Raw genomic sequence first — 19303 nt, forward strand, 5'->3', positions numbered from 1 at the left:
CTGTGTGTTGCTACAGCCAGCCGGCGAACTCCAGCGACAGCTCGCCGTCCTGCGTCCGCCCCACCGTCAGCGCGCGCGTGCCGGACTCGACGGCCCGGAACAGCGTCCAGCCGCGCAGTCGCGCCTGGTCGACCTCGAGCGAGTCGGCGAGCTTCTTGACCCGGCGCCGGGCCGTCGCGGCACCGCCGGGCGAGGCGATCAGGTCCTCCACCCGGTCACGCACCAGCCGCGCCAGGTCGTACGCCCGCTCGCCGGTCAGCGGCTCCGGACCGACGGCCAGCCACGGGGCACGCTCGCCCGACAGGACCTTGCTCTGCCGGAAGTTGCCGTGCAGCAGGAGGAGTTCGGGGGAGTCCTGGACGAGCTCCTCGCGGGCCGCGAGGGCCGCCGAGACGAGCGGTTCGAGCGCGGGGTCCCGGGCGGCGGCGGCCCGCATGGGGTCCAGCTGCCGGGCGGTGCGCTCCGCGACGGTCTCGAAGGCGTGGCCGGCCGGCGGCTCGACCCACAGCCGCCGTACCGTGCCGGCGGCCTCCAGCAAGGCCTTCGCCTCCGGAAGGGAGCGCAGGGACACTTCGTGGTGCAGCCGTTCCAGCAGAAGGGCCTCATCGGGCACCGTGGCGTCCGGAGCGGCCAGGAGCTCGACGGCACCCCAGCCGTTCCAGTGCGCGAGCGCGGCCCGCTCGAGTGCGGGAGCGGCCCCGGGAGGCGCGATCTTGAGCACGGCGGGCGAGCCGTCCGCCCGGCGCACCAGGAGGACGAGACCGGTGCGCCCGCCGGGGGCGCACACCCGGTCCAGGGAGACCGAGTGTGCGGACAGCGCGTTGTCGGTGAGTGCGGGGAGCTGTCCGAGCCACTCGGCGGCGGCCGCGTCCCCGTACGTCTCGCCGAGCGCTCGCACCAGACGCTGCGGCGGTTCGAAACCCATACGTGCCTTGTTCCCTTTCAGAGCGTGCTCAGTTGCTCAGTGCGTGACACCCGTGGCCCCTGCCTCCGCCGTGTTGTCCGGCGGGGCGGCCTTCTCGGTGAGCCCAGGAAAGGCTACGCCGGTGCCGCGCCAGCGCACCGCACGCACCGCGGCCTCCCGGAGAGCACCCGCGGCATCCTGCCGCCGCGGCCCCCCGGCGGCCCGTACGAGATCGGAGTACACGCCCGCGACCCGGTCCTCCAGCACTGCGGCGAGGCGCATCGCGGTCGCCGGATCCCGCACCGCGAAGGGCAGCGCGTACGCCGCGTGCGCCGCCACCGGCGTACCGCCCAGGTCGCGCACCACCCGTGCGAGCGCGTCGCGCCGGGCCCGGTGGGCGTCGCAGGCGGCGGTCGCGTCGCCGCGGCGGCCGCCTTCCAGCCGGCCGCCCAGCGCCCCGTATCCGTACACCGCGGCGTGCTCCGCGGCGAGTGCCGCCTGTGCGGCCCGCAGCGTGCCCTCCGTGTCGTCCGTTCCGGCCTCCTGTGTCATGCCGAGGTCTCCTTGGCCAGTTCGGTCAGCAGGTACGCGTGCGCCGCACCGGCCGCGGCGATCGAGGCCAGCATCCTGGCCAGTTCGGGCTCGGCAGTCAGCAGGGCCGCGGCGCGGCCGTCCGCCACCCGGCGCTCCTCGGCCGCCAGCTCCTTCAGGGCCGCCTGCGCGTCGGTGGGGGCAGCCGGCGGGGCGGGGGCGGGTGAGCCACTCGGCGCCTTCGCCGGCCCGCCCAGCGCCGTCAGGTGCTCCCGGACCGCGGCAACCATCGGAGCGAGCCCGGCTTCCGTCACCGGGTGGGCGGCCGCGACCTGTTCGTAGCGGGAGAGCAGCGAGGCGCTGTCACGGGCGGCCGCCGCCCGCAGGGCCGTCCCGTCCCGGAGGGAGGCGGTCCGGGCGTCCGTACCACCAGGGGCCTTTCGGGTATCCGGTCCGTCCCCGCAGCCTGTCAGTACCGCACCCAGGGCGAATGCTCCCGTAGCGGTGAGCGCACTCCTGCGCGTCGTCCCCGTGCGGCGCACTTGTCTCCTTCAGCCTGGTTTCTGACAGTTTCTGACCTGAAGTGATCGCCGAAGGTGAGCGTACCTGCGGCCGGGCGGTAGGCGGACGGCAACACCCCTGCGGACCGGATACCCTTTGACCTGACACGCGACGATCCCCACAACAGCACACGCGGCCGAGGAGTCACCCGGATGAGCACCACCCAGAGCGACAGGCTGCGCGAACTGCTGGAGCCCCTCGTCAGCGCCAAGGAGCTGGACCTCGAGGAGATCGAGGTGTCCAAGGCGGGCCGCCGCCGGGTGTTGCGGGTGATCGTGGACTCCGAGGACGGCGTGGAGCTCGACACCTGTGCGGAACTCAGCCGCAGCATCTCGGAGACGCTGGACGAGACCGACGCGATGGGCGAGGGCGAGTACGTCCTCGAAGTGAGCTCTCCGGGCGCCGACCGCCCGTTGACCGAGCACCGCCACTACGTACGCGCCACCGGCCGGCTGGCCAGACTCACCCTGGTCGAGGGCGGCGAGCTGGTGGCCCGCATCCTCGGGGTGGACGACGAGGGACTCGATCTGGAAGTGCCGGGCGTCAAGGGCCGCAAGCCCACATCGCGCCGTGTCGCCTTCGACGAGATCGCCAAGGCGCGCGTGGAGATCGAATTCAACCGCAAGGACAAGAAGGAAGAGGAGGCGTAGCCGTGGACATCGATGTGAAGCTTCTGAAGGGCTTGGCGCAGGACAAGGAGATCCCCTTCGACGTGCTCGTCGGGGCGATCGAGTCGGCCCTCCTCATCGCGTACCACCGCACCGAGGGCAGCCACCGCCGTGCGCGCGTCGAGCTGGACGCCGGCGGCCATGTCACGGTGTGGGCCAAGGACGACCCGGCCGAGCTCGAGGAGGGCCAGGAGCCCAAGGAGTTCGACGACACGCCGTCCGGCTTCGGCCGTATCGCCGCGACCACCGCCAAGCAGGTCATCCTGCAGCGGCTGCGCGACGCCGAGGACGACAGGACGTTCGGTGAGTACGCGGGCCACGAGGGCGACGTCGTCACCGGCCTCGTCCAGCAGGGCAAGGACCCGAAGAACGTCCTGGTGGACATCGGCAAGCTGGAAGCCATCCTGCCCGTCCAGGAGCAGGTGCCGGGCGAGGAGTACACCCACGGCCTGCGGCTGCGTACGTACGTCGTACGGGTGGCCAAGGGTGTGCGCGGTCCGTCCGTGACGCTTTCGCGCACCCACCCGAACCTCGTGAAGAAGCTCTTCGCGCTGGAGGTTCCGGAGATCGCGGACGGGTCGGTCGTCATCGAGGCCATCGCCCGTGAGGCGGGACACCGCACCAAGATCGCCGTGCGCTCCACCAGGGCCGGTCTCAACCCGAAGGGCGCCTGCATCGGCCCGATGGGCAGCCGTGTGCGCAACGTCATGGCCGAGCTGCACGGTGAGAAGATCGACATCGTGGACTGGTCGGACGACCCCGCCGAGATGGTCGCGAACGCGCTGTCACCCGCACGGGTGAGCAAGGTCGAGGTCGTGGACCTCGGGACGCGCTCCGCCCGGGTGACCGTGCCCGACTACCAGCTGTCGCTGGCGATCGGCAAGGAGGGGCAGAACGCCCGCCTCGCCGCCCGCCTCACCGGCTGGCGCATCGACATCCGCCCGGACACCGAGACCGACGCCGAGCGGGACGTCGCCGACCGCGAGCGCGCCGAGCGCGCCCGGGAGCGGTCCGAGCGCGGCTGACTCCGGGTCCCGGTCCGGGCCCGCCCAGGCGGCCCCGGACCGGCTCCGAAGGAATAGATCAAGGCGTAATGCCGCTGAGATCACGACAACATCCGTTCGATTTTTGCCCCCAAGGGGTGAGGTCGGTGCGGGGAGGTAGACTTAGCCGTGTCTGGCCGGACGCACGCCCGCGCTTGCCCCGAGCGAACCTGTGTGGGATGCCGGGAGCGAGCGGCCAAGAGCGAGCTGCTGCGCATCGTGGTGGACGAGGGAGAAGTTGTCCCTGATCCACGCGGTACGCTGCCCGGCCGGGGTGCATACGTACACCCCGCCTCTGTCTGTCTCGACCTGGCGGTCCGCCGCCGGGCGTTCCCCCGGGCCTTCAAGGCCAAGGGGCCGTTCGATTCCGCGGCACTGCAGCGGTTCGTCGAGCGGGTGACACCGTAAGAAAGTGAACGGCACGGGTCTCCGTGCGGTCAGGTACCTCGCGAGTTGGAAGTAGGTCGAGATTGCGATGAGCACTCGATGAGTACGCGATGAGTACGCCCATGAAGTAGCGACGGTCCGGCGGTAACCCGGACCTAAAAGGAGCGAAGTGGCTAAGGTCCGGGTATACGAGCTCGCCAAGGAGTTCGGCGTGGAGAGCAAGGTCGTCATGGCCAAGCTCCAAGAACTCGGTGAATTCGTCCGTTCGGCGTCCTCGACGATCGAGGCGCCGGTTGTACGCAAATTGACTGACGCACTGCAGGGTCCCGGCGGCAACGCCGGCAAGTCCGCTGCAAAGCCTGGCGCGCCTCGCAAGGCCGCCCCCGTAAAGCCCGCGGCGCCGTCTCCGGCCGCCGCGGCACGTCCCGCTGGCCCGAAGCCCGGCGCCCCGGCCCCCAAGCCGGCCGCCGCTGAGGCCCCGGCGAGCAGCAGCACCCCCGCGGCGCCCTCCGCGCCGTCGGCGCAGTCCGGGGGACCCCGTCCGGGTCCCAAGCCCGCGCCGAAGCCCGCCCCGGTCACCCCGGTGCCCGCCGCGGAGTTCTCGGCTCCGGCTCCGGCCCAGCAGCCGGCCGCGCCGCAGCAGGCTCCCCGTCCCGCCGGTGCCACTCCCGGCCCCCGTCCCGCCCGTCCGGCTCCGGCCGGCGGTCAGCGTGACGGCGGTCAGCGTGATGCCGGTCAGCGTGACGGCGGCCAGCGTGACGGCGGCCAGCGTGGCGGCGAGCGCGGCGGAGACCGCCCCGCACGTCCCGCGGGCCAGGGCGCACCGCGTCCCGGCGGCGCACGTCCGGCCGGTCCCCGTCCGGGCAACAACCCCTTCACCTCCGGCGGTTCCACCGGCATGGCGCGCCCCCAGGCGCCCCGTCCCGGCGGTGCCCCGCGCCCCGGCGGCGGTCAGGAGCGCCCCGGCGCCCCGCGCCCGCAGGGCGGTCCCGGTGGCGCCCCGCGCCCCCAGGGCCAGGGTGGCGCACGTCCGTCCCCGGGCGGCATGCCCCGTCCGCAGTCCCCGCGTCCGGGTGGTGCGCCTTCGGGTAACCGCCCGAACCCGGGCATGATGCCGCAGCGTCCCGCTGCGGGCCCGCGTCCCGGTGGTGGCCCCGGTGGCGGCGGCCGTGGTCCCGGTGCCGGCGGCGGTCGTCCCGGCGGTGCCGGCGGCGGTCGTCCCGGTGGCGGCGGCTTCGCAGGCCGTCCGGCCGGTCCCGGTGGCGGCGGTGGCGGCTTCGCAGGCCGTCCCGGTGGTCCCGGTGGCGGTGGCGGCGCAGGCCGTCCCGGTGGTGGTGGCGGCTTCGGCGGTCGTCCCGGCTTCGGTGGACGTCCCGGCGGCCCGGGTGCCCGTGGTGGCACACAGGGTGCGTTCGGCCGTCCCGGCGGTCCCGCGCGTCGTGGCCGCAAGTCGAAGCGGCAGAGGCGCCAGGAGTACGAGTCCATGCAGGCCCCGTCGGTGGGCGGCGTCATGCTGCCTCGCGGCAACGGGCAGGCTGTCCGGCTGTCGCGCGGTGCTTCCCTCACGGACTTCGCGGAGAAGATCAACGCGAACCCGGCGTCGCTCGTCGGCGTGATGATGAACCTCGGCGAGATGGTCACTGCGACGCAGTCCGTTCCCGACGAGACGCTGCGGATGCTCGCGGACGAGATGAACTTCGTCCTCGAGATCGTCAGCCCCGAGGAGGAGGACCGCGAGCTGCTCGAGTCCTTCGACATCGAGTTCGGCGAGGACGAGGGCGGCGAAGAGGCCCTGGTCTCCCGTCCGCCGGTCGTGACCGTCATGGGTCACGTCGACCACGGTAAGACCCGACTGCTCGACGCGATCCGCAAGACGAACGTCGTCGCGGGCGAGGCCGGTGGCATCACCCAGCACATCGGTGCCTACCAGGTCTCCTCCGAGGTCAACGGCGAGGACCGCAAGATCACCTTCATCGACACCCCGGGTCACGAGGCGTTCACCGCCATGCGTGCACGTGGTGCGAAGTCGACCGACATCGCGATCCTCGTGGTGGCGGCCAACGACGGTGTGATGCCCCAGACGATCGAGGCGCTGAACCACGCCAAGGCGGCCGAGGTGCCGATCGTGGTCGCGGTCAACAAGATCGACGTCGAGGGCGCCGACCCGACCAAGGTGCGCGGTCAGCTCACCGAGTTCGGTCTGGTGGCCGAGGAGTACGGCGGCGACACCATGTTCGTCGACATCTCCGCCAAGCAGAGCCTCAACATCGAGGCGCTCCTGGAGGCCGTCGTCCTCACCGCCGACGCCTCGCTCGACCTGCGGGCCAACCCGGAGCAGGACGCGCAGGGTATTGCGATCGAGTCCCACCTCGACCGCGGTCGCGGTGCCGTCTCGACCGTCCTCGTCCAGCGCGGAACGCTGCGCATCGGTGACACGGTGGTCGTGGGCGACGCGTACGGCCGTGTCCGGGCGATGCTCGACGACAGCGGTCAGAACGTCCAGGAAGCGGGTCCGTCGACCCCCGTCCTGGTCCTGGGTCTCACCAACGTCCCGGGTGCCGGCGACAACCTCCTGGTCGTCGACGAGGACCGTACGGCCCGTCAGATCGCCGAGAAGCGTGCTGCCCGCGAGCGCAACGCCAACTTCGCCCGCAAGGGTGTCCGGTTCTCCCTGGAGAACCTGGACGAGGCGCTCAAGGCCGGTCTGGTCCAGGAACTCAACCTCATCATCAAGGGCGACGCGTCCGGTTCGGTGGAGGCTCTCGAGTCCTCGCTGCTCCAGCTCGACGTCGGTGAAGAGGTCGACATCCGGATCCTGCACCGCGGGGTGGGTGCGGTCACCGAGTCGGACATCAACCTGGCGACCGGCTCCGACGCCATCGTGATCGGCTTCAACGTGCGCGCCGCAGGGCGTGCCGAGCAGATGGCCGAGCGCGAAGGCGTGGACGTCCGGTACTACTCGGTCATCTACCAGGCGATCGAAGAGATCGAAGCGGCCCTCAAGGGCATGCTCAAGCCGGAGTACGAAGAGGTCGAGCTCGGCACGGCGGAGATCCGCGAGATCTTCCGCTCGTCCAAGCTGGGCAACATCGCCGGTGTGCTGGTCCGGTCCGGCGAGGTCAAGCGCAACACCAAGGCGCGCCTGCTGCGCGATGGCAAGGTCATCGCGGAGAGCCTCAACATCTCCGGTCTGCGCCGCTTCAAGGACGACGTCACCGAGATCCGCGAAGGCTACGAGGGTGGTATCAACCTCGGAAACTTCAACGACATCAAGATCGACGACGTCATCGCGACGTACGAGATGCGCGAGAAGCCGCGAGGCTGATCAACGGGGATTCCCGGGGGGAGACCCCCGGGCTCTCTTCCACAGTCGGGGCCGGTCGACGGGTCGTATTTCCGTCGATCGGCCCCGGCCGTTCCGTGTACGGTTCTTGTGTCCCTGCCAAGCGATGGCGGGGCGCGACCCCGAACCGGCGGGACATCCGGACACATATGTATGTGGGGACTCTGTCCTTCGATCTGCTCCTGGGCGACGTACGGTCGCTGAAGGAGAAGCGCTCCATCGTCCGCCCGATCGTCGCCGAACTCCACCGCAAGTACGCGGTGAGTGTCGCGGAGACGGGCGGCCAGGACCTCTACCGCAGGGCCGAGATCGGTCTTGCCGTGGTCTCCGGGGATACCGGGCACCTCACAGACGTACTCGACCGGTGCGAACGCATGATCGCGGGCCGGCCGGAAGTGGAGCTGCTGTCCGTACGACGGCGGCTGCACAGCGACGAAGACGATTGAGCTCAAGAAGGAGACGGACCAGTGGCCGACAACGCGCGGGCAAAGAAGCTGGCGGACCTCATCCAGGTGGTGGTCGCCGAGAAACTGCAGCGCGGTATCAAGGACCCGCGTCTGGGCACGCACGTGACCATCACGGACACCCGTGTCACCGGTGACCTGCGGGAGGCCACGGTCTTCTACACGGTCTACGGCGACGACGAGGAGCGGGCCAGCGCGGCCGCCGGACTGGAGAGCGCCAAGGGCATCCTGCGCTCGGCGGTCGGTGCCGCGGCGGGGACGAAGTTCACCCCGACCCTCGCCTTCGTGGCGGACGCCCTGCCGGACAACGCCAAGGCGATCGAGGACCTGCTCGACAGGGCACGTGCCTCGGACGCCAAGGTCCGCGAGGCGTCCTCGGGTGCCACCTACGCCGGCGGCGCGGACCCGTACCGCAAGCCGGAGGACGAGTCCGACGAGAACGACGGGGACTCGCCTTCCGCATGACGCAGAACAAGCAGGACAAAACGCCGGATGGTCTTGTCATCGTCGACAAGCCGTCCGGCTTTACTTCGCACGACGTCGTGGCCAAGATGCGCGGCATCGCCCGCACCCGGCGCGTCGGCCACGCCGGCACGCTGGACCCGATGGCGACCGGCGTCCTGGTGCTCGGCATCGAGAGGGCGACCAAGCTGCTCGGCCATCTCGCGCTGACCGAGAAGGAGTACCTGGGGACGATCCGGCTCGGCCAGGACACCGTCACCGACGACGCGGAGGGCGAGATCACCTCGTCCACCGACGCCTCCGGAGTGACCCGCGAGGGCATCGACGCCGGAGTCGCCGCACTGACCGGCGCGATCATGCAGGTGCCGTCCAAGGTCAGCGCCATCAAGATCGACGGCAAGCGGTCCTACGCCCGGGTTCGCGGCGGCGAGGAGTTCGAGATCCCGGCCCGCCCGGTGACCATCTCGTCCTTCCGGGTCTACGACGTGCGCGAGGCCGTCGCGGAGGACGGCACCCCGGTCGTCGACCTGGTCGTCTCCGTCGTGTGCTCATCGGGTACGTACATCCGCGCCCTGGCCCGCGACCTGGGAGGCGGGCTCGGCGTCGGCGGTCATCTGACCGCGCTGCGCCGCACCCGCGTCGGACCCTACGGCCTCGACGCGGCGCGCACCCTCGAGCAGCACCAGCAGGAGCTGACCGTGATGCCGGTGGCCGAGGCCGCCGCCTCGGCCTTCCCCCGCTGGGACGTGGACGAGAAGCGCGCCAAGCTGCTGCTCAACGGCGTGCGGCTGGACATGCCGTCGTATCCGCCGGGGCCGGTCGGGGTCTTCGGGCCCGACGGGGCGTTCCTGGTGCTCGTCGAGGAGCAGAAGGGCAAGGCCAAGAGCCTCGCCGTCTTCGCCTGACGAGGGCTCCCCTGGGTTCGGCCCATCGTGGAGCGGGCACCCCCCCCCGGGTGTGTGCCCGCTCCACGATCCCCCTCCCGCGACCATCCCTGTCCACGCGAACCCGCTGATTCACCCCAATGGACGGGCGCTCGGAGTGACGGAGGGGTGTGAGGGGGGCGCTTTCGCCCCGTGGGTTTCTCGTGTCGATCACCTGGGACCTACCGTCGGACCATGGGCAGCGGGGACCGGTCGAAACTTGTACGGATCTGCGATGAGGCCGGCCGGCCGCGGGGGACCGGATTCGTCGCGGACGACCGGGGCACGGTCGTCACCAGTCATCAGGCCGTCGCACGTTCCACGACCCTGACGCTGCACTCCGCCGACGGCCGCAGCTGCCCGGTCGGCCCCGACGACATCACCGCGCTGCCCGCTCTCGGCCTCGCCCTGCTGCGCACCGGCGACCCCGGGACCCTGGGGGTGGAGCCGCTCCCCATCGCCGTACGCGAGCAGATCGGGACGGGCACCTATGTGCGGATCGCCGCCCACGGCTGGCGCGAGGCACGGGTGCTCGGGACGACTCCGGCGGCATACTCCGAGGGCGGACGCGACCACGCCGTGAGCGGCGCGCTGGAGCTCGCACTCGGGACGGACGGGCGCGACGCGCTGCGCTCCGGCGGAGCCGCCGTCGGCGGGCCCGTGACGGACCCGCGCACCGGGGCCGTGCTGGGCGTGCTGTCCACCGCGCTGACCGCAGGGCGCGAGACCGCCGGGCTCGCGGTGCCCCTGGCCCTCCACGACGCTTCGGGGCCGCTGGCCGAGGTCCTCGGGCGCAACGCGAGCGGCGTCCCCGGGTACGGCTGCGACCTCAATCTGGCGGGGGCACTGCAGCTGACCGCCACCTCCCTCGGCCATGCCGACGGCCGGCCCTGCGGCACGGAGGCTGTCGAACGCCCCCACATCAGCGCGGAGTTCACCGCCTTCGAGACCGGCACGGGGCCCGTGCTCGGCCTGGTCGGTGCGCCGGGGACCGGCCGCACCACGGAGCTCGCCGCACTGGCCGCCCGCCGGGCCCGCGGGCCCGTGCCCGCCCTGACGCTCTGGCTGCGCGGAGCCGATCTGCTCGCCGACGACACCTCGGTCACCGATGCGATGACCCGGGCTCTGCAGCGCTCCGGGAGGATCCTCACCGCCGCAGGGGCCCGGGGCGACATGGAGGCCGCCACCCCCGAGCGGGTGGCCCGCCTCGCCGCGGCGTCCGGGAAGGCACTCCTCGTCGTCGTCGACGGCCCGGAGGAGATGCCGCCCCTGCTGGCCCACCGGCTCGCCGGATGGGCCGGGGCGTCCGCCGAGTGGCTCCTGACCCACGAGGTGCGGATGGTCGTCGCCTGCCGCCCCGAACACTGGGAGACCGCCGGGGCGCTGTACCCGCCGGGCGCCCTGCACCTTCCGGAGCGGCCGGCCGGAGGCCTGCCGCCCGCCGTCCGGCTCGGCGACCTCACTGCGGAACAGGCCGAGCGGGCCTGGGAGCGGTACGGCATCCCGTCCGGCACGATCGCCCCCGGCCACGACCGGCACCCCCTCACCCTGCGTCTCCTCGCCGAGGTGCGGGCGGCGCTGCCCCCCGACGTACCCGGCAGGCCCGGCACGGAGGAGGTCTTCGCCGCCCATCTGGACCTCACCTGTGTCCGGATCGCCGTCCGGATCGGGGCCCAGGCCGAGCCCCGGCTGCGGGGCGCGGCGGTCCGCAGGCTGGCCGCGAAGGTGGCCGGCCAGGTCCACGAGGCGGCCAGGCGGTGCCTCGGGCCGGGACAGGGCGAGCTGGACCGGGCGGCGTTCGAGGAGGTCTTCCCCTGGCGCCCGGGCTGGGCCTCGGCGGTCCTCACCGAGGGGCTGCTGGTCCCGGCCGGCGCGGGATACCGCTTCGCCCACGAGGAGCTGGGCGACTGGGTGCAGGGCGCGCACCTCGACCTGGACGCGGCACTGCACTCGCTGGTCCACCGCTGGCACGCGGACGGGGTGCCTGCGCCCGTACCGGCCCCGCAGGACCCGGCCGAACCCCGCAACCTCCCTGTGCCGCGCCATCGCATCGGCCCGGTTCTCCAGGCGATGCTCCTGCTGGAGCGGCGGCAGGGGCACGCGGCGCTGGCCCACCGGATGGCGGACCTGATCGAGGCGATGGACCGCCTGGCGTCCGGCACGGAGGAGCGGCTCACCGATGCGGCCTGGTGGGCGGCCCACCTGCTCCGGGAGAGCCTGCTCAGGGTGCCGGACGCCCGCCCCTGTCTCGGGGTGCTGCGGGTACTCGCCGGCCGGATCACCCGGCGTTCCCTGTCCGGCGGCGGCCCTGCCGCGCTCGGCCCCTACGCCGAGTTCGGGCCGTGGTTCTGGCGCCGGGTCCGGCTGCCCGAGGACGACCGGATCGACCTTCTGCGCCGCCTCCTGCCCGCCGACGGCACTACCCGCACGGACGGCGGCGAACGGTATCTGGACGCGGTGTCACGGCGGCTGGCCGCCCACCCCGGGACCGTCCAGCCGCTTCTGTGCGGCTGGTTCACGGACGAGAGCCCCCTGCCCGCCGAGGAGGGTGTACGAATGCGGCCCACCGTGGCCGCCGCCGCGCAGGCCCTCCTGTACGCCCGCCGGGACCTCGCCGTCGACGACCTGACCGAGGCGCTCGTCGACACCGCCCACCCGCGCGCCGCCGAACTGCTCGCCACGCTCGCCGAGGACGAGCCGGCCGCCCTGTGCCGGGCCGTCGACCGATGGGCGCGTGACGAGGAGCGGCCCGCGCGGCGCGCCGCTGCGGCCTTCCACCTCCCGCTCGCCGCCGCCCGCGCCCTCGCCGACACCGACCGCGCCATGCTGCGCGGCACGGCACTCACCCTGCTGGCCCGGCCGGACGACACCGCCCTGCACGCCCAGGCGCTCACCGTCCTCGTACGGGATCCGGGCACAGGCGGCCGCTACCTGCCGCAGGCTCTGCGGGTCTTCGCCGCCGGAGACCCCCGGCTGCCGGTGGACCTGCTCGCGGAGGTCTTCCCCGAGCACCCCGAGCCGGTACTCGCCGCGCTGCGCGCCCGCCTTTCGCTGCCCGGGGCGGCCGCCGACGACGTGCTGCGGGAGCTCGCCGCCCTGGACACCCCCGCCCTGGCGCTGCACGCCCCGGGTCTCGTACGCCATTACATCGAGAGCCGCAGCCGTCCAGGCCAGGACGCCGGGGCGCAGGCCGCCTCCTACGTGGACCTCAGGCTGGAGCACAGTCCGGCCGCCCGGGCGCTGCTCCTGCCCCTGATGACCGGTCTGCTGCGGGACCACCCCGCGCCGCCGTCCGTACGCGCCGCACTGGCCCGGGTGCTCGCCGCTCCGGGAAGCGCCGCTTCGAGGCCGCTGCGGGCCGAGCTGCTGGAGGTTCTGCTGGAGTTCGAGCAGGACACCGGCAGGGACCCGGAGGTCCTCGACGCCCTCCTGCGGGCAGCCGCAGTGGGTTCCGGACGCCGCCCCGAAGCCCGCACGCGGGCTCTGGTCCACCGCACCGGGATGCTCCTCGTGCGGACGGCCGACGGCGCGGCCCGCTTCGACCGCGGGCTGGTCGAACTCGCCCGGGACGTTCCCGGATTCGCGGCCCTCGTCACCGGGTGGCTGGCGGACGCCCCGCAGGAGTGGGCCGCCGTCGTGGGCCCCGGTGCGCGGCGGACGATGGAGGCACCGGACGGGTCACGGTCCGGGATCCCGATGCCGATGCAGGCCGCGGGACGTGAGCATGGCAGTCTTAGACCTGCGTAATGGACAGACACACGTACACAGGTTCGGGCGAGGAGCGGTCAGAGTGCACTGCTGGCGTGGCTTGGAGGACATCCCTGAGGGCTGGGGACGCAGCGTCGTCACCATCGGGTCCTACGACGGGGTGCACCGCGGACACCAGCTGATCATCGGCCGTGCCGTGGAGCGGGCGCGCGAGCTCGGCGTGGCCTCCGTCGTCGTCACCTTCGACCCGCACCCCAGTGAGGTCGTCCGCCCCGGCACACACCCGCCGCTGCTCGCACCGCACCAGCGGCGTGCCGAGCTGATGGCCGGACTCGGTGTGGACGCGGTGCTGATCCTGCCGTTCACCGCCGAGTTCTCGCAGCTCTCGCCCGCCGACTTCATCGTGAAGGTGCTCGTCGACAAGCTCCACGCGAAGCTGGTCATCGAAGGCCCCAACTTCCGTTTCGGACACCGGGCCGCGGGCAACGTCACGTTCCTCGCCGAGCTCGGCTCGACATACGACTACCTGACCGAGGTCATCGACCTCTACGTGAGCGGAGACGCGGGCGGCGGCGAGCCGTTCTCCTCGACGCTCACCCGCCGACTGATCGCCGAGGGCGACGTCGAAGGCGCCGCCGAGATCCTCGGACGCCCGCACCGCGTCGAGGGCGTCGTGGTGCGCGGCGCCCAGCGCGGCCGTGAGCTCGGCTTCCCCACGGCGAACGTGGAGACCCTGCCGCACACCGCGATCCCCGCCGACGGCGTCTACGCCGGCTGGCTCACGGTGAACGGCGAGGCGATGCCCGCCGCGATCTCCGTGGGCACCAACCCGCAGTTCGACGGCACGGAGCGGACCGTCGAGGCGTACGCGATCGACCGCGTCGGCCTCGACCTGTACGGGCTGCACGTGGCGGTGGACTTCCTGGCCTACGTACGCGGCATGCTGAAGTTCGATTCGATCGACGACCTGCTCGTGGCGATGGCCGCAGATGTGAAGCGGTCCAGCGAGCTGATCGCGGCGTACGACCGGGCCTGACGCCCTCCTGTGGTGCGCACCCCGGCACCGGGGCATCCTCGGGGGCAGGAGTTGTCCGGCCGGGAGGAGTCCGCACGTGCGTGAGCTGCTGTCGGAGCTGCGCGACTGGCACGCGGCCGGTACGCCCTTCGCCCTGGCCACCGTCGTCGCGGTGCGGGGCAGTGCGCCTCGGGCCCCCGGCGCCGCGATGGCGGTGACCGCCACGGGCGTGGTGGCGGGCAGCGTCTCCGGGGGGTGCGTGGAGAGCGATGTGTACGAGGTCGCCACCGAGACCCTCACCACAGGCGAGACGCAGCTGCGGACGTACGGCATCAGCGACGACGAGGCCTTCGGCGCCGGGCTGACCTGCGGCGGCACGATCGAAGTCCTGGTGCAGCCCTTCGTCGCACCGTCGGACCGGGACGGACTGCTGGAGCTCGTCGACACCATCGCCGCCGGGGAACCCGTCGCGCTCGCCACCGTGGTGTCCGGAGCGGCGAGGCGGGGCGCCCGCCGGACGGTCCTGGCCGGCCGTGTCAGAGGTTCGCTCGGCGACGAAGGGCTCGACGCGGCCGTCACCGACGACGCGCGCGGGCTGCTCGCCCAGGGAGTCACCGGCAGCACCCGGTACGGCGCCCACGGCGAGCGCCGGATGCAGGACGTCACCGTCTTCGTCCAGACGTACGCCCCCGCGCCCCGGATGCTCGTCTTCGGAGCCATCGACCACGCCGCGGCGACCGCGAGGATCGGGTCGTTCCTCGGCTACCGCGTGACGGTGTGCGACGCCCGTCCCGCCTTCGCCACCCGAGAACGTTTTCCCACGGCCGACGAGGTCGTCTGCGCCTGGCCGCACACCTATCTGGAATCGACCCCGGTGGACGCGCGCACGGTCGTCTGCGTGCTGACCCACGACCCGAAGTTCGATGTGCCCCTGCTTGCCGCGGCGCTGCGTACACCCGCCGCGTACATCGGTGTGATGGGCAGCCGGCGCACCCACGCCGACCGGCTCGCCCGCCTGCGGGAGACGGGGGTGGACGAGACGGGACTGGCCCGCCTCGCCTCACCCGTCGGCCTGGACCTCGGAGCCCGCACGCCGGAGGAGACGGCCGTCTCCATCGCCGCCGAGATCATCCAGCACCGCTGGGGCGGCACGGGGCGCCCGCTGGGTGAGCTGACGGGCGCGATCCACCACGCCCCGGAGTCCAGGGCCTGACCGGTCCGGCGGCAGCCCTCAGGAGACGCCCACCCCGGCCTCCACCCAGTGGCAGGCGACCTGGGTCCGGCTGCCCCCCTCCAGTACCGGCAGATCCTTCGTGCGGCACGCGTCCGCGACGCCCGCCCGCTCCGCCTCGCCCGAGGCGAGGACCTGGCAGCGGACATGGAAGCGGCAGCCGGACGGGATCTTCGAGGGGTCCGGCGGTTCGCCCGTCAGGATCACCGGCTCGCCGTCCGCCTCCGGCAGCACGGACAGCAGCGCCTGGGTGTACGGGTGCCGGGGAGCCGTGAGGATCTGCTCGACGTCACCCGTCTCCACGATCCGGCCGAGATACATCACCGCCACCCGGTCCGCGATGTTCCAGGCCAGCCCCAGATCGTGCGTCACCACCAGGGCGGACAGACCCAGTTCGTCGCGCAGCCGCAGCAGCAGCGCCAGGATCTCGCCGCGCACGGAGGCGTCGAGCGAGGCCACCGGCTCGTCCGCGACGATGAGTTCCGGCTCCAGGACCAGTGCGCCCGCGATCACGACGCGCTGGCGCTGACCGCCGGACAGCTCGTGCGGATAGCGCAGGAAGAAGCGCTCCGGCGGCCGCAGCCCCGCACGCGCCAGCGCCCCGGACACGGCCGCCCGCTCGTCGCCCGCGTAGCCGTGGATACGCAGGCCCTCCGCCACCGCGTCGTACACCGTGTGGCGTGGGTTGAGGGAGCCGCTGGGGTCCTGGAGCACCAGCTGCACCCGCTTGCGGTACGCCTTGAGCGCCCGGCCCGCGTAGTCCAGCGGCTTGCCGCCGAACGTGACCCGGCCGGACGTGGGCGGCACCAGGCCGAGCAGCGAGCGGGCCAGCGTCGTCTTGCCGCAGCCCGACTCGCCGACCAGGGCGACGATCTCGCCGGGACGGATGTCGAGGTCCACCCCGTCGACAGCCCGCGCGGTCGCCGCCCCGCGCCGCCCGGGGAACGCGACCTCCAGCGCCTGGGCGCTGAGCAGGGGAACCGGGGGAGTGGTCGTCATGAGGTGCTCCTTGCTTCCTCTGCGCCGTCCTGCGGACCGGGCGTCGCGGTGGCTTCCGGTTCCACCAGCACACAGGCAGCCCGCCGGGACGGACCGGCGGCCCGCAGTTCCTGGTCCTCGGTGGCGCAGGAGTCCAGCGCCGCCGTGCAGCGGGGATGGAACGTGCAGCCGGAGGGCAGCGCCGACGGGTCCGGCGGGTCACCCGGCAGGCCGCGCGGCGCATGCCGCGACGAGAGGTCGCCGATGCGCGGGAAGGCGGCCGACAGGGCGCTGCCGTAGGGGTGCCTGGCGTTCTCGTAGACCTGCTTGGCGGGGCCCTCCTCGACGACCCGGCCGGCGTACATCACCGACAGCCGGTCACAGGTGTCGGAGAGCACCGCCAGGTCGTGGCTGATCATGATCAGGCCGAGGTCCTGGTCGCTGACGAGCTGTTCGATCAGCCGCAGGATCTGCGCCTGGATCATCACATCGAGGGCGGTGGTGGGTTCGTCGGCGATGATCAGCCGTGGATCGCAGGCCAGCGCCATGGCGATCATCACGCGCTGGCGCTGACCGCCGGACAGCTCGTGCGGATAGGCGTCCGCGCGCGCCGCCGGAAGCCCCACCTGCTCCAGCAGTTCACCGGCGCGCCTGCGCGCGGCGCCCGGGGTCGCCTTGCTGTGCAGCAGGATCGGTTCGGCGATCTGGTCCCCGATGCGGTGCACGGCGTTCAGCGAGTGCATCGCACCCTGGAAGACGATCGAGGCCCCCGCCCACCGCACGGCGCGCAGCCGCCCCCACTTCATGGTGAGGATGTCCTCGCCGTCCAGCAGGATCTCGCCGCTCAGGGTCGCGGACGCGGGCAGCAGCCGCAGGAGCGCCAGCGCCAGCGTCGACTTCCCGCAGCCGGACTCCCCGGCGATGCCGAGCTTCCGGCCCGCCTCGACCCGTAGGTCGACACCCCGCACGGCGGGGACGGCCGAGGCCCCGGAGCCGTAGGTGACATGCAGATTCCGGACTTCGAGCAACGGCTGCCCGGTCTCCGGCTTCGGAACGCTCTCGGTCTTCACGGCGGTCAACGGGACACCCCCAGCTTGGGGTTGAGCACGGACTCGATGGTGCGGCCGCACAGCGTGAACGCGAGGGCGACGACCGCGATGGCGAGTCCGGGCGGAGCGAGGTACCACCAGTTGCCGGAGCTGACCGCTCCGGCCTCACGGGCGTCCTGGAGCAGCCCGCCCCAGGAGACGATCGTGGGATCGCCCAGCCCGAGGAAGGCGAGGGTCGCCTCGGTGAGGATGGCGGTGGAGATCACCAGCGTGGTCTGTGCGAGCACCAGCGGCATCACATTGGGCAGCACATGGCGGGACATGATGTGGCCGTGCCCGCCGCCGAGCGCCTTGGAGCGCTCGATGTACGGGCGTGACTCCACGGACAGCGTCTGCGCGCGCACGAGCCGCGCGGTCGTCGGCCAGGTCGTCACGCCGATGGCGAGGACCGTCGTCCAGAGCGACCGCGAGAGCACGGTGGCCAGCGCGATGGCGAGCACCAGCGTCGGCATCACCAGGAACCAGTCGGTGATCCGCATGACGACATTGCCGTACCAGCCCTTGAAGTGACCGGCCGTGATGCCCACCAGGGTCCCGATGGCCACCGAGAGGAACGCGGCCATCAGGCCGACGGTCAGCGACACCCGGGTCCCCCACACCAGAAGGGCGAGCAGGCTGCGGCCGAACTGGTCGGTGCCGAGGGGGAACTCCGCGCTCGGCGACTCCAGCGGGCCGCCCGGCGCGGCGGTGACGCTCTGCGAGTCCGCGCCGACCAGCAGCGGGGCGGCCAGCGCGGTCAGGGCGATCACCGCGAGCACGGCGAGGCCGATGAGGCCGGCCCGGTGGCCGCGGTACTGCTGCCAGAATCGGGCAGCGGCCTGTCGCCGGCGGGTCCAGGTCAGCGCACGCGGGCTGATGGCCCGCGCGGCGTCGGTCGTGGTCGTCATCGGCCCACCCGGGGATCGAGGAGCGGATAGATCACATCGGCGAGCGTGTTCATCAGGATCACCGCGGCGGCGAAGATGAAGAACAGCGCCTGCACCAGTGGCAGATCGGGCACGCTCAGCGCCTGGTAGAACAGTCCGCCCAGGCCGGGCCAGGAGAACACCGTCTCCACCAGGATGGCGCCCGCCACCGTGTTGCCCAGGTTGACGAAGAGAAGCGTCACCGTCGGCAGCATCGCGTTCGGGACGGCGTGCCGGCGGCGTACCAGGTCGTCGCGCAGCCCCTTCGCGCGAGCCGTCGTCAGATAGTCGCTGCCCATCTCGTCGAGCAGCGAGGAGCGCATCACCAGCAGGGTGCGCGCGTATTCGACGGCGACGAGGGTGATGACCGGCAGCACGAGGTGGTGGGCCACGTCGAGGACGTAGGCGAAGCCGCTCTCGCTGCCGGACTCCATGCCCCCGGTCGGGAACATGCCGGGGATGGGGCCGATGCCGACCGACAGGGTGACGATCAGGAGCAGGCCGAGCCAGAACGAGGGCACCGAGTACAGCGTCAGGGCGAATGCCGTGTGGAAGCGGTCGCCTGCCGAGCCGTTGCGCCAGGCGGACCTGGCGCCCAGCCAGATGCCGATCACCGTGTAGATCACGAACGCCGTGCCGGTGAGCAGGAGCGTCGCGGGCAGTGCCTCGGTGATCTTGTCCATGACGGGGGCGCGGAACTGGTAAGACGTGCCGAAGTCCCCGGTCAGGGCCTTTCCGCAGTATTCGGTGAACTGCTGCCAGAGCGGCAGGTCCAGGCCGAACTCCTTGCGCATCGCGGCGATCTGCTCGGTCGACACCTGCCGGCCGCCGGTCATCTGCTTGACCGGGTCGCCGGGGATCAGGCGGAACAGGAAGAAGCTGGTGACGAGCACGGCGAACAGCGAGACGGCCGCACCGGCCAGCTTGCCCGCCGTGTAGCGGAGATACGCGGTCGTGCTGCGGGCGCGTGGACTGCGGGCCGACGGCCCGGCCGGAGCCGGGCCGTCGGTCTGCACAGCGTCCAAGCCCGCCGCGCCCTTCACGAGCGCGGGAGTGCTTTCTGTGCTCATG

General features: G+C 72.5%; 17 protein-coding genes. 10 read left to right on the forward strand and 7 right to left on the reverse strand.

Annotated features, from left to right (window positions below; genetic code table 11):
* Nucleotides 1-10 precede the first annotated feature (10 nt).
* From ACFWFI_RS13730 to ACFWFI_RS13740, 3 genes are read right to left on the reverse strand one after another with little or no spacing between them, the layout of a single operon-like run.
* Entirely contained in the window at nt 11-925 is a 915-nt protein-coding gene (locus ACFWFI_RS13730) for an aminoglycoside phosphotransferase family protein (RefSeq protein WP_387388921.1), read from the reverse strand.
* Nucleotides 926-961: 36 nt separating this feature from the next.
* The gene (locus ACFWFI_RS13735; protein ID WP_387388924.1) at nt 962-1456 is read right to left on the reverse strand and encodes a ferritin-like domain-containing protein; all 495 of its coding nucleotides are present in this window, start codon (nt 1454-1456) and stop codon (nt 962-964) included.
* Nucleotides 1453-1977 (reverse strand): hypothetical protein, encoded by a 525-nt coding sequence (locus tag ACFWFI_RS13740; RefSeq protein ID WP_387388927.1) that lies wholly within the window; start codon nt 1975-1977, stop codon nt 1453-1455. Before ACFWFI_RS13740 ends, ACFWFI_RS13735 begins: the two co-directional genes overlap by 4 nt.
* Before the next feature lie 171 nt (nt 1978-2148).
* On the opposite strand from ACFWFI_RS13740, the gene rimP reads away from it, so the two are divergent.
* The 10 genes from rimP to ACFWFI_RS13790 all read left to right on the forward strand — a co-directional run bounded on the left by rimP (nt 2149) and on the right by ACFWFI_RS13790 (nt 15222).
* On the forward strand, nt 2149-2646 hold the full coding sequence (rimP, locus tag ACFWFI_RS13745; protein WP_387388929.1) for a ribosome maturation factor RimP: 498 nt from the start codon (nt 2149-2151) through the stop codon (nt 2644-2646).
* Nucleotides 2647-2648: 2 nt separating this feature from the next.
* Nucleotides 2649-3689 carry a transcription termination factor NusA gene (gene nusA, locus ACFWFI_RS13750; RefSeq protein WP_387388932.1) on the forward strand — a complete coding sequence of 347 codons (1041 nt, stop codon included), beginning with the start codon at nt 2649-2651 and terminating at the stop codon, nt 3687-3689.
* Nucleotides 3690-3836: 147 nt separating this feature from the next.
* On the forward strand, nt 3837-4115 hold the full coding sequence (locus tag ACFWFI_RS13755) for a YlxR family protein (protein WP_014153747.1): 279 nt from the start codon (nt 3837-3839) through the stop codon (nt 4113-4115).
* A gap of 148 nt (nt 4116-4263) precedes the next feature.
* Entirely contained in the window at nt 4264-7419 is a 3156-nt protein-coding gene (gene infB, locus ACFWFI_RS13760) for a translation initiation factor IF-2 (protein WP_387388936.1), read from the forward strand.
* Nucleotides 7420-7586: 167 nt separating this feature from the next.
* Nucleotides 7587-7883 (forward strand): DUF503 domain-containing protein, encoded by a 297-nt coding sequence (locus ACFWFI_RS13765; RefSeq protein ID WP_387388940.1) that lies wholly within the window; start codon nt 7587-7589, stop codon nt 7881-7883.
* Between the two features lie 21 nt (nt 7884-7904).
* The gene (gene rbfA, locus ACFWFI_RS13770) at nt 7905-8366 is read left to right on the forward strand and encodes a 30S ribosome-binding factor RbfA (protein WP_014153744.1); all 462 of its coding nucleotides are present in this window, start codon (nt 7905-7907) and stop codon (nt 8364-8366) included.
* On the forward strand, nt 8363-9268 hold the full coding sequence (gene truB / locus ACFWFI_RS13775) for a tRNA pseudouridine(55) synthase TruB (protein WP_387388943.1): 906 nt from the start codon (nt 8363-8365) through the stop codon (nt 9266-9268). The genes rbfA and truB overlap by 4 nt, the downstream gene beginning before the upstream one ends.
* 213 nt (nt 9269-9481) lie before the next feature.
* Nucleotides 9482-13033 carry a trypsin-like peptidase domain-containing protein gene (locus ACFWFI_RS13780; RefSeq protein WP_387388946.1) on the forward strand — a complete coding sequence of 1184 codons (3552 nt, stop codon included), beginning with the start codon at nt 9482-9484 and terminating at the stop codon, nt 13031-13033.
* Between the two features lie 43 nt (nt 13034-13076).
* Entirely contained in the window at nt 13077-14030 is a 954-nt protein-coding gene (locus tag ACFWFI_RS13785; protein WP_387388948.1) for a bifunctional riboflavin kinase/FAD synthetase, read from the forward strand.
* A 76-nt stretch (nt 14031-14106) separates the two neighbouring features.
* The gene (locus tag ACFWFI_RS13790; protein ID WP_387388951.1) at nt 14107-15222 is read left to right on the forward strand and encodes an XdhC family protein; all 1116 of its coding nucleotides are present in this window, start codon (nt 14107-14109) and stop codon (nt 15220-15222) included.
* A gap of 18 nt (nt 15223-15240) precedes the next feature.
* Here the strand turns inward: ACFWFI_RS13790 and ACFWFI_RS13795 are convergent, their stop codons facing one another.
* Genes ACFWFI_RS13795 through ACFWFI_RS13810 form a run of 4 tightly spaced genes read right to left on the reverse strand, consistent with a single transcriptional unit; the run spans nt 15241 to nt 19302 of the window.
* Entirely contained in the window at nt 15241-16239 is a 999-nt protein-coding gene (locus tag ACFWFI_RS13795) for an oligopeptide/dipeptide ABC transporter ATP-binding protein (protein WP_387388954.1), read from the reverse strand.
* Nucleotides 16236-17297, reverse strand: coding sequence for an ABC transporter ATP-binding protein (locus ACFWFI_RS13800; protein ID WP_387388957.1), 1062 nt, complete (start codon nt 17295-17297; stop codon nt 16236-16238). The genes ACFWFI_RS13795 and ACFWFI_RS13800 overlap by 4 nt, the downstream gene beginning before the upstream one ends.
* Complete coding sequence (locus tag ACFWFI_RS13805; protein ID WP_387388960.1) at nt 17294-18214, reverse strand: ABC transporter permease; 921 nt, start codon at nt 18212-18214, stop codon at nt 17294-17296. Before ACFWFI_RS13805 ends, ACFWFI_RS13800 begins: the two co-directional genes overlap by 4 nt.
* Nucleotides 18211-19302: an ABC transporter permease gene (locus ACFWFI_RS13810; RefSeq protein ID WP_387388963.1), complete on the reverse strand. Its 1092-nt coding sequence runs from the start codon at nt 19300-19302 to the stop codon at nt 18211-18213. Before ACFWFI_RS13810 ends, ACFWFI_RS13805 begins: the two co-directional genes overlap by 4 nt.
* Nucleotide 19303 lies beyond the last annotated feature (1 nt).

The sequence above is a fragment of the Streptomyces sp. NPDC060209 genome, assembly GCF_042728155.1.
GTDB lineage: Bacteria > Actinomycetota > Actinomycetes > Streptomycetales > Streptomycetaceae > Streptomyces.

What these genes read in the sequence shown, in the direction of transcription:
- rimP (WP_387388929.1), top strand. Translation starts at nt 2,149, where the DNA reads ATGAGCACCACCCAGAGCGACAGGCTGCGCGAACTGCTGGAGCCCCTC.
- ACFWFI_RS13780 (WP_387388946.1), top strand. Translation starts at nt 9,482, where the DNA reads ATGGGCAGCGGGGACCGGTCGAAACTTGTACGGATCTGCGATGAGGCC.
- truB (WP_387388943.1), top strand. Translation starts at nt 8,363, where the DNA reads ATGACGCAGAACAAGCAGGACAAAACGCCGGATGGTCTTGTCATCGTC.
- ACFWFI_RS13735 (WP_387388924.1), bottom strand. Translation starts at nt 1,456, where the DNA reads ATGACACAGGAGGCCGGAACGGACGACACGGAGGGCACGCTGCGGGCC.
- ACFWFI_RS13805 (WP_387388960.1), bottom strand. Translation starts at nt 18,214, where the DNA reads ATGACGACCACGACCGACGCCGCGCGGGCCATCAGCCCGCGTGCGCTG.
- ACFWFI_RS13730 (WP_387388921.1), bottom strand. Translation starts at nt 925, where the DNA reads ATGGGTTTCGAACCGCCGCAGCGTCTGGTGCGAGCGCTCGGCGAGACG.
- ACFWFI_RS13765 (WP_387388940.1), top strand. Translation starts at nt 7,587, where the DNA reads ATGTATGTGGGGACTCTGTCCTTCGATCTGCTCCTGGGCGACGTACGG.
- ACFWFI_RS13795 (WP_387388954.1), bottom strand. Translation starts at nt 16,239, where the DNA reads ATGACGACCACTCCCCCGGTTCCCCTGCTCAGCGCCCAGGCGCTGGAG.
- ACFWFI_RS13810 (WP_387388963.1), bottom strand. Translation starts at nt 19,302, where the DNA reads ATGAGCACAGAAAGCACTCCCGCGCTCGTGAAGGGCGCGGCGGGCTTG.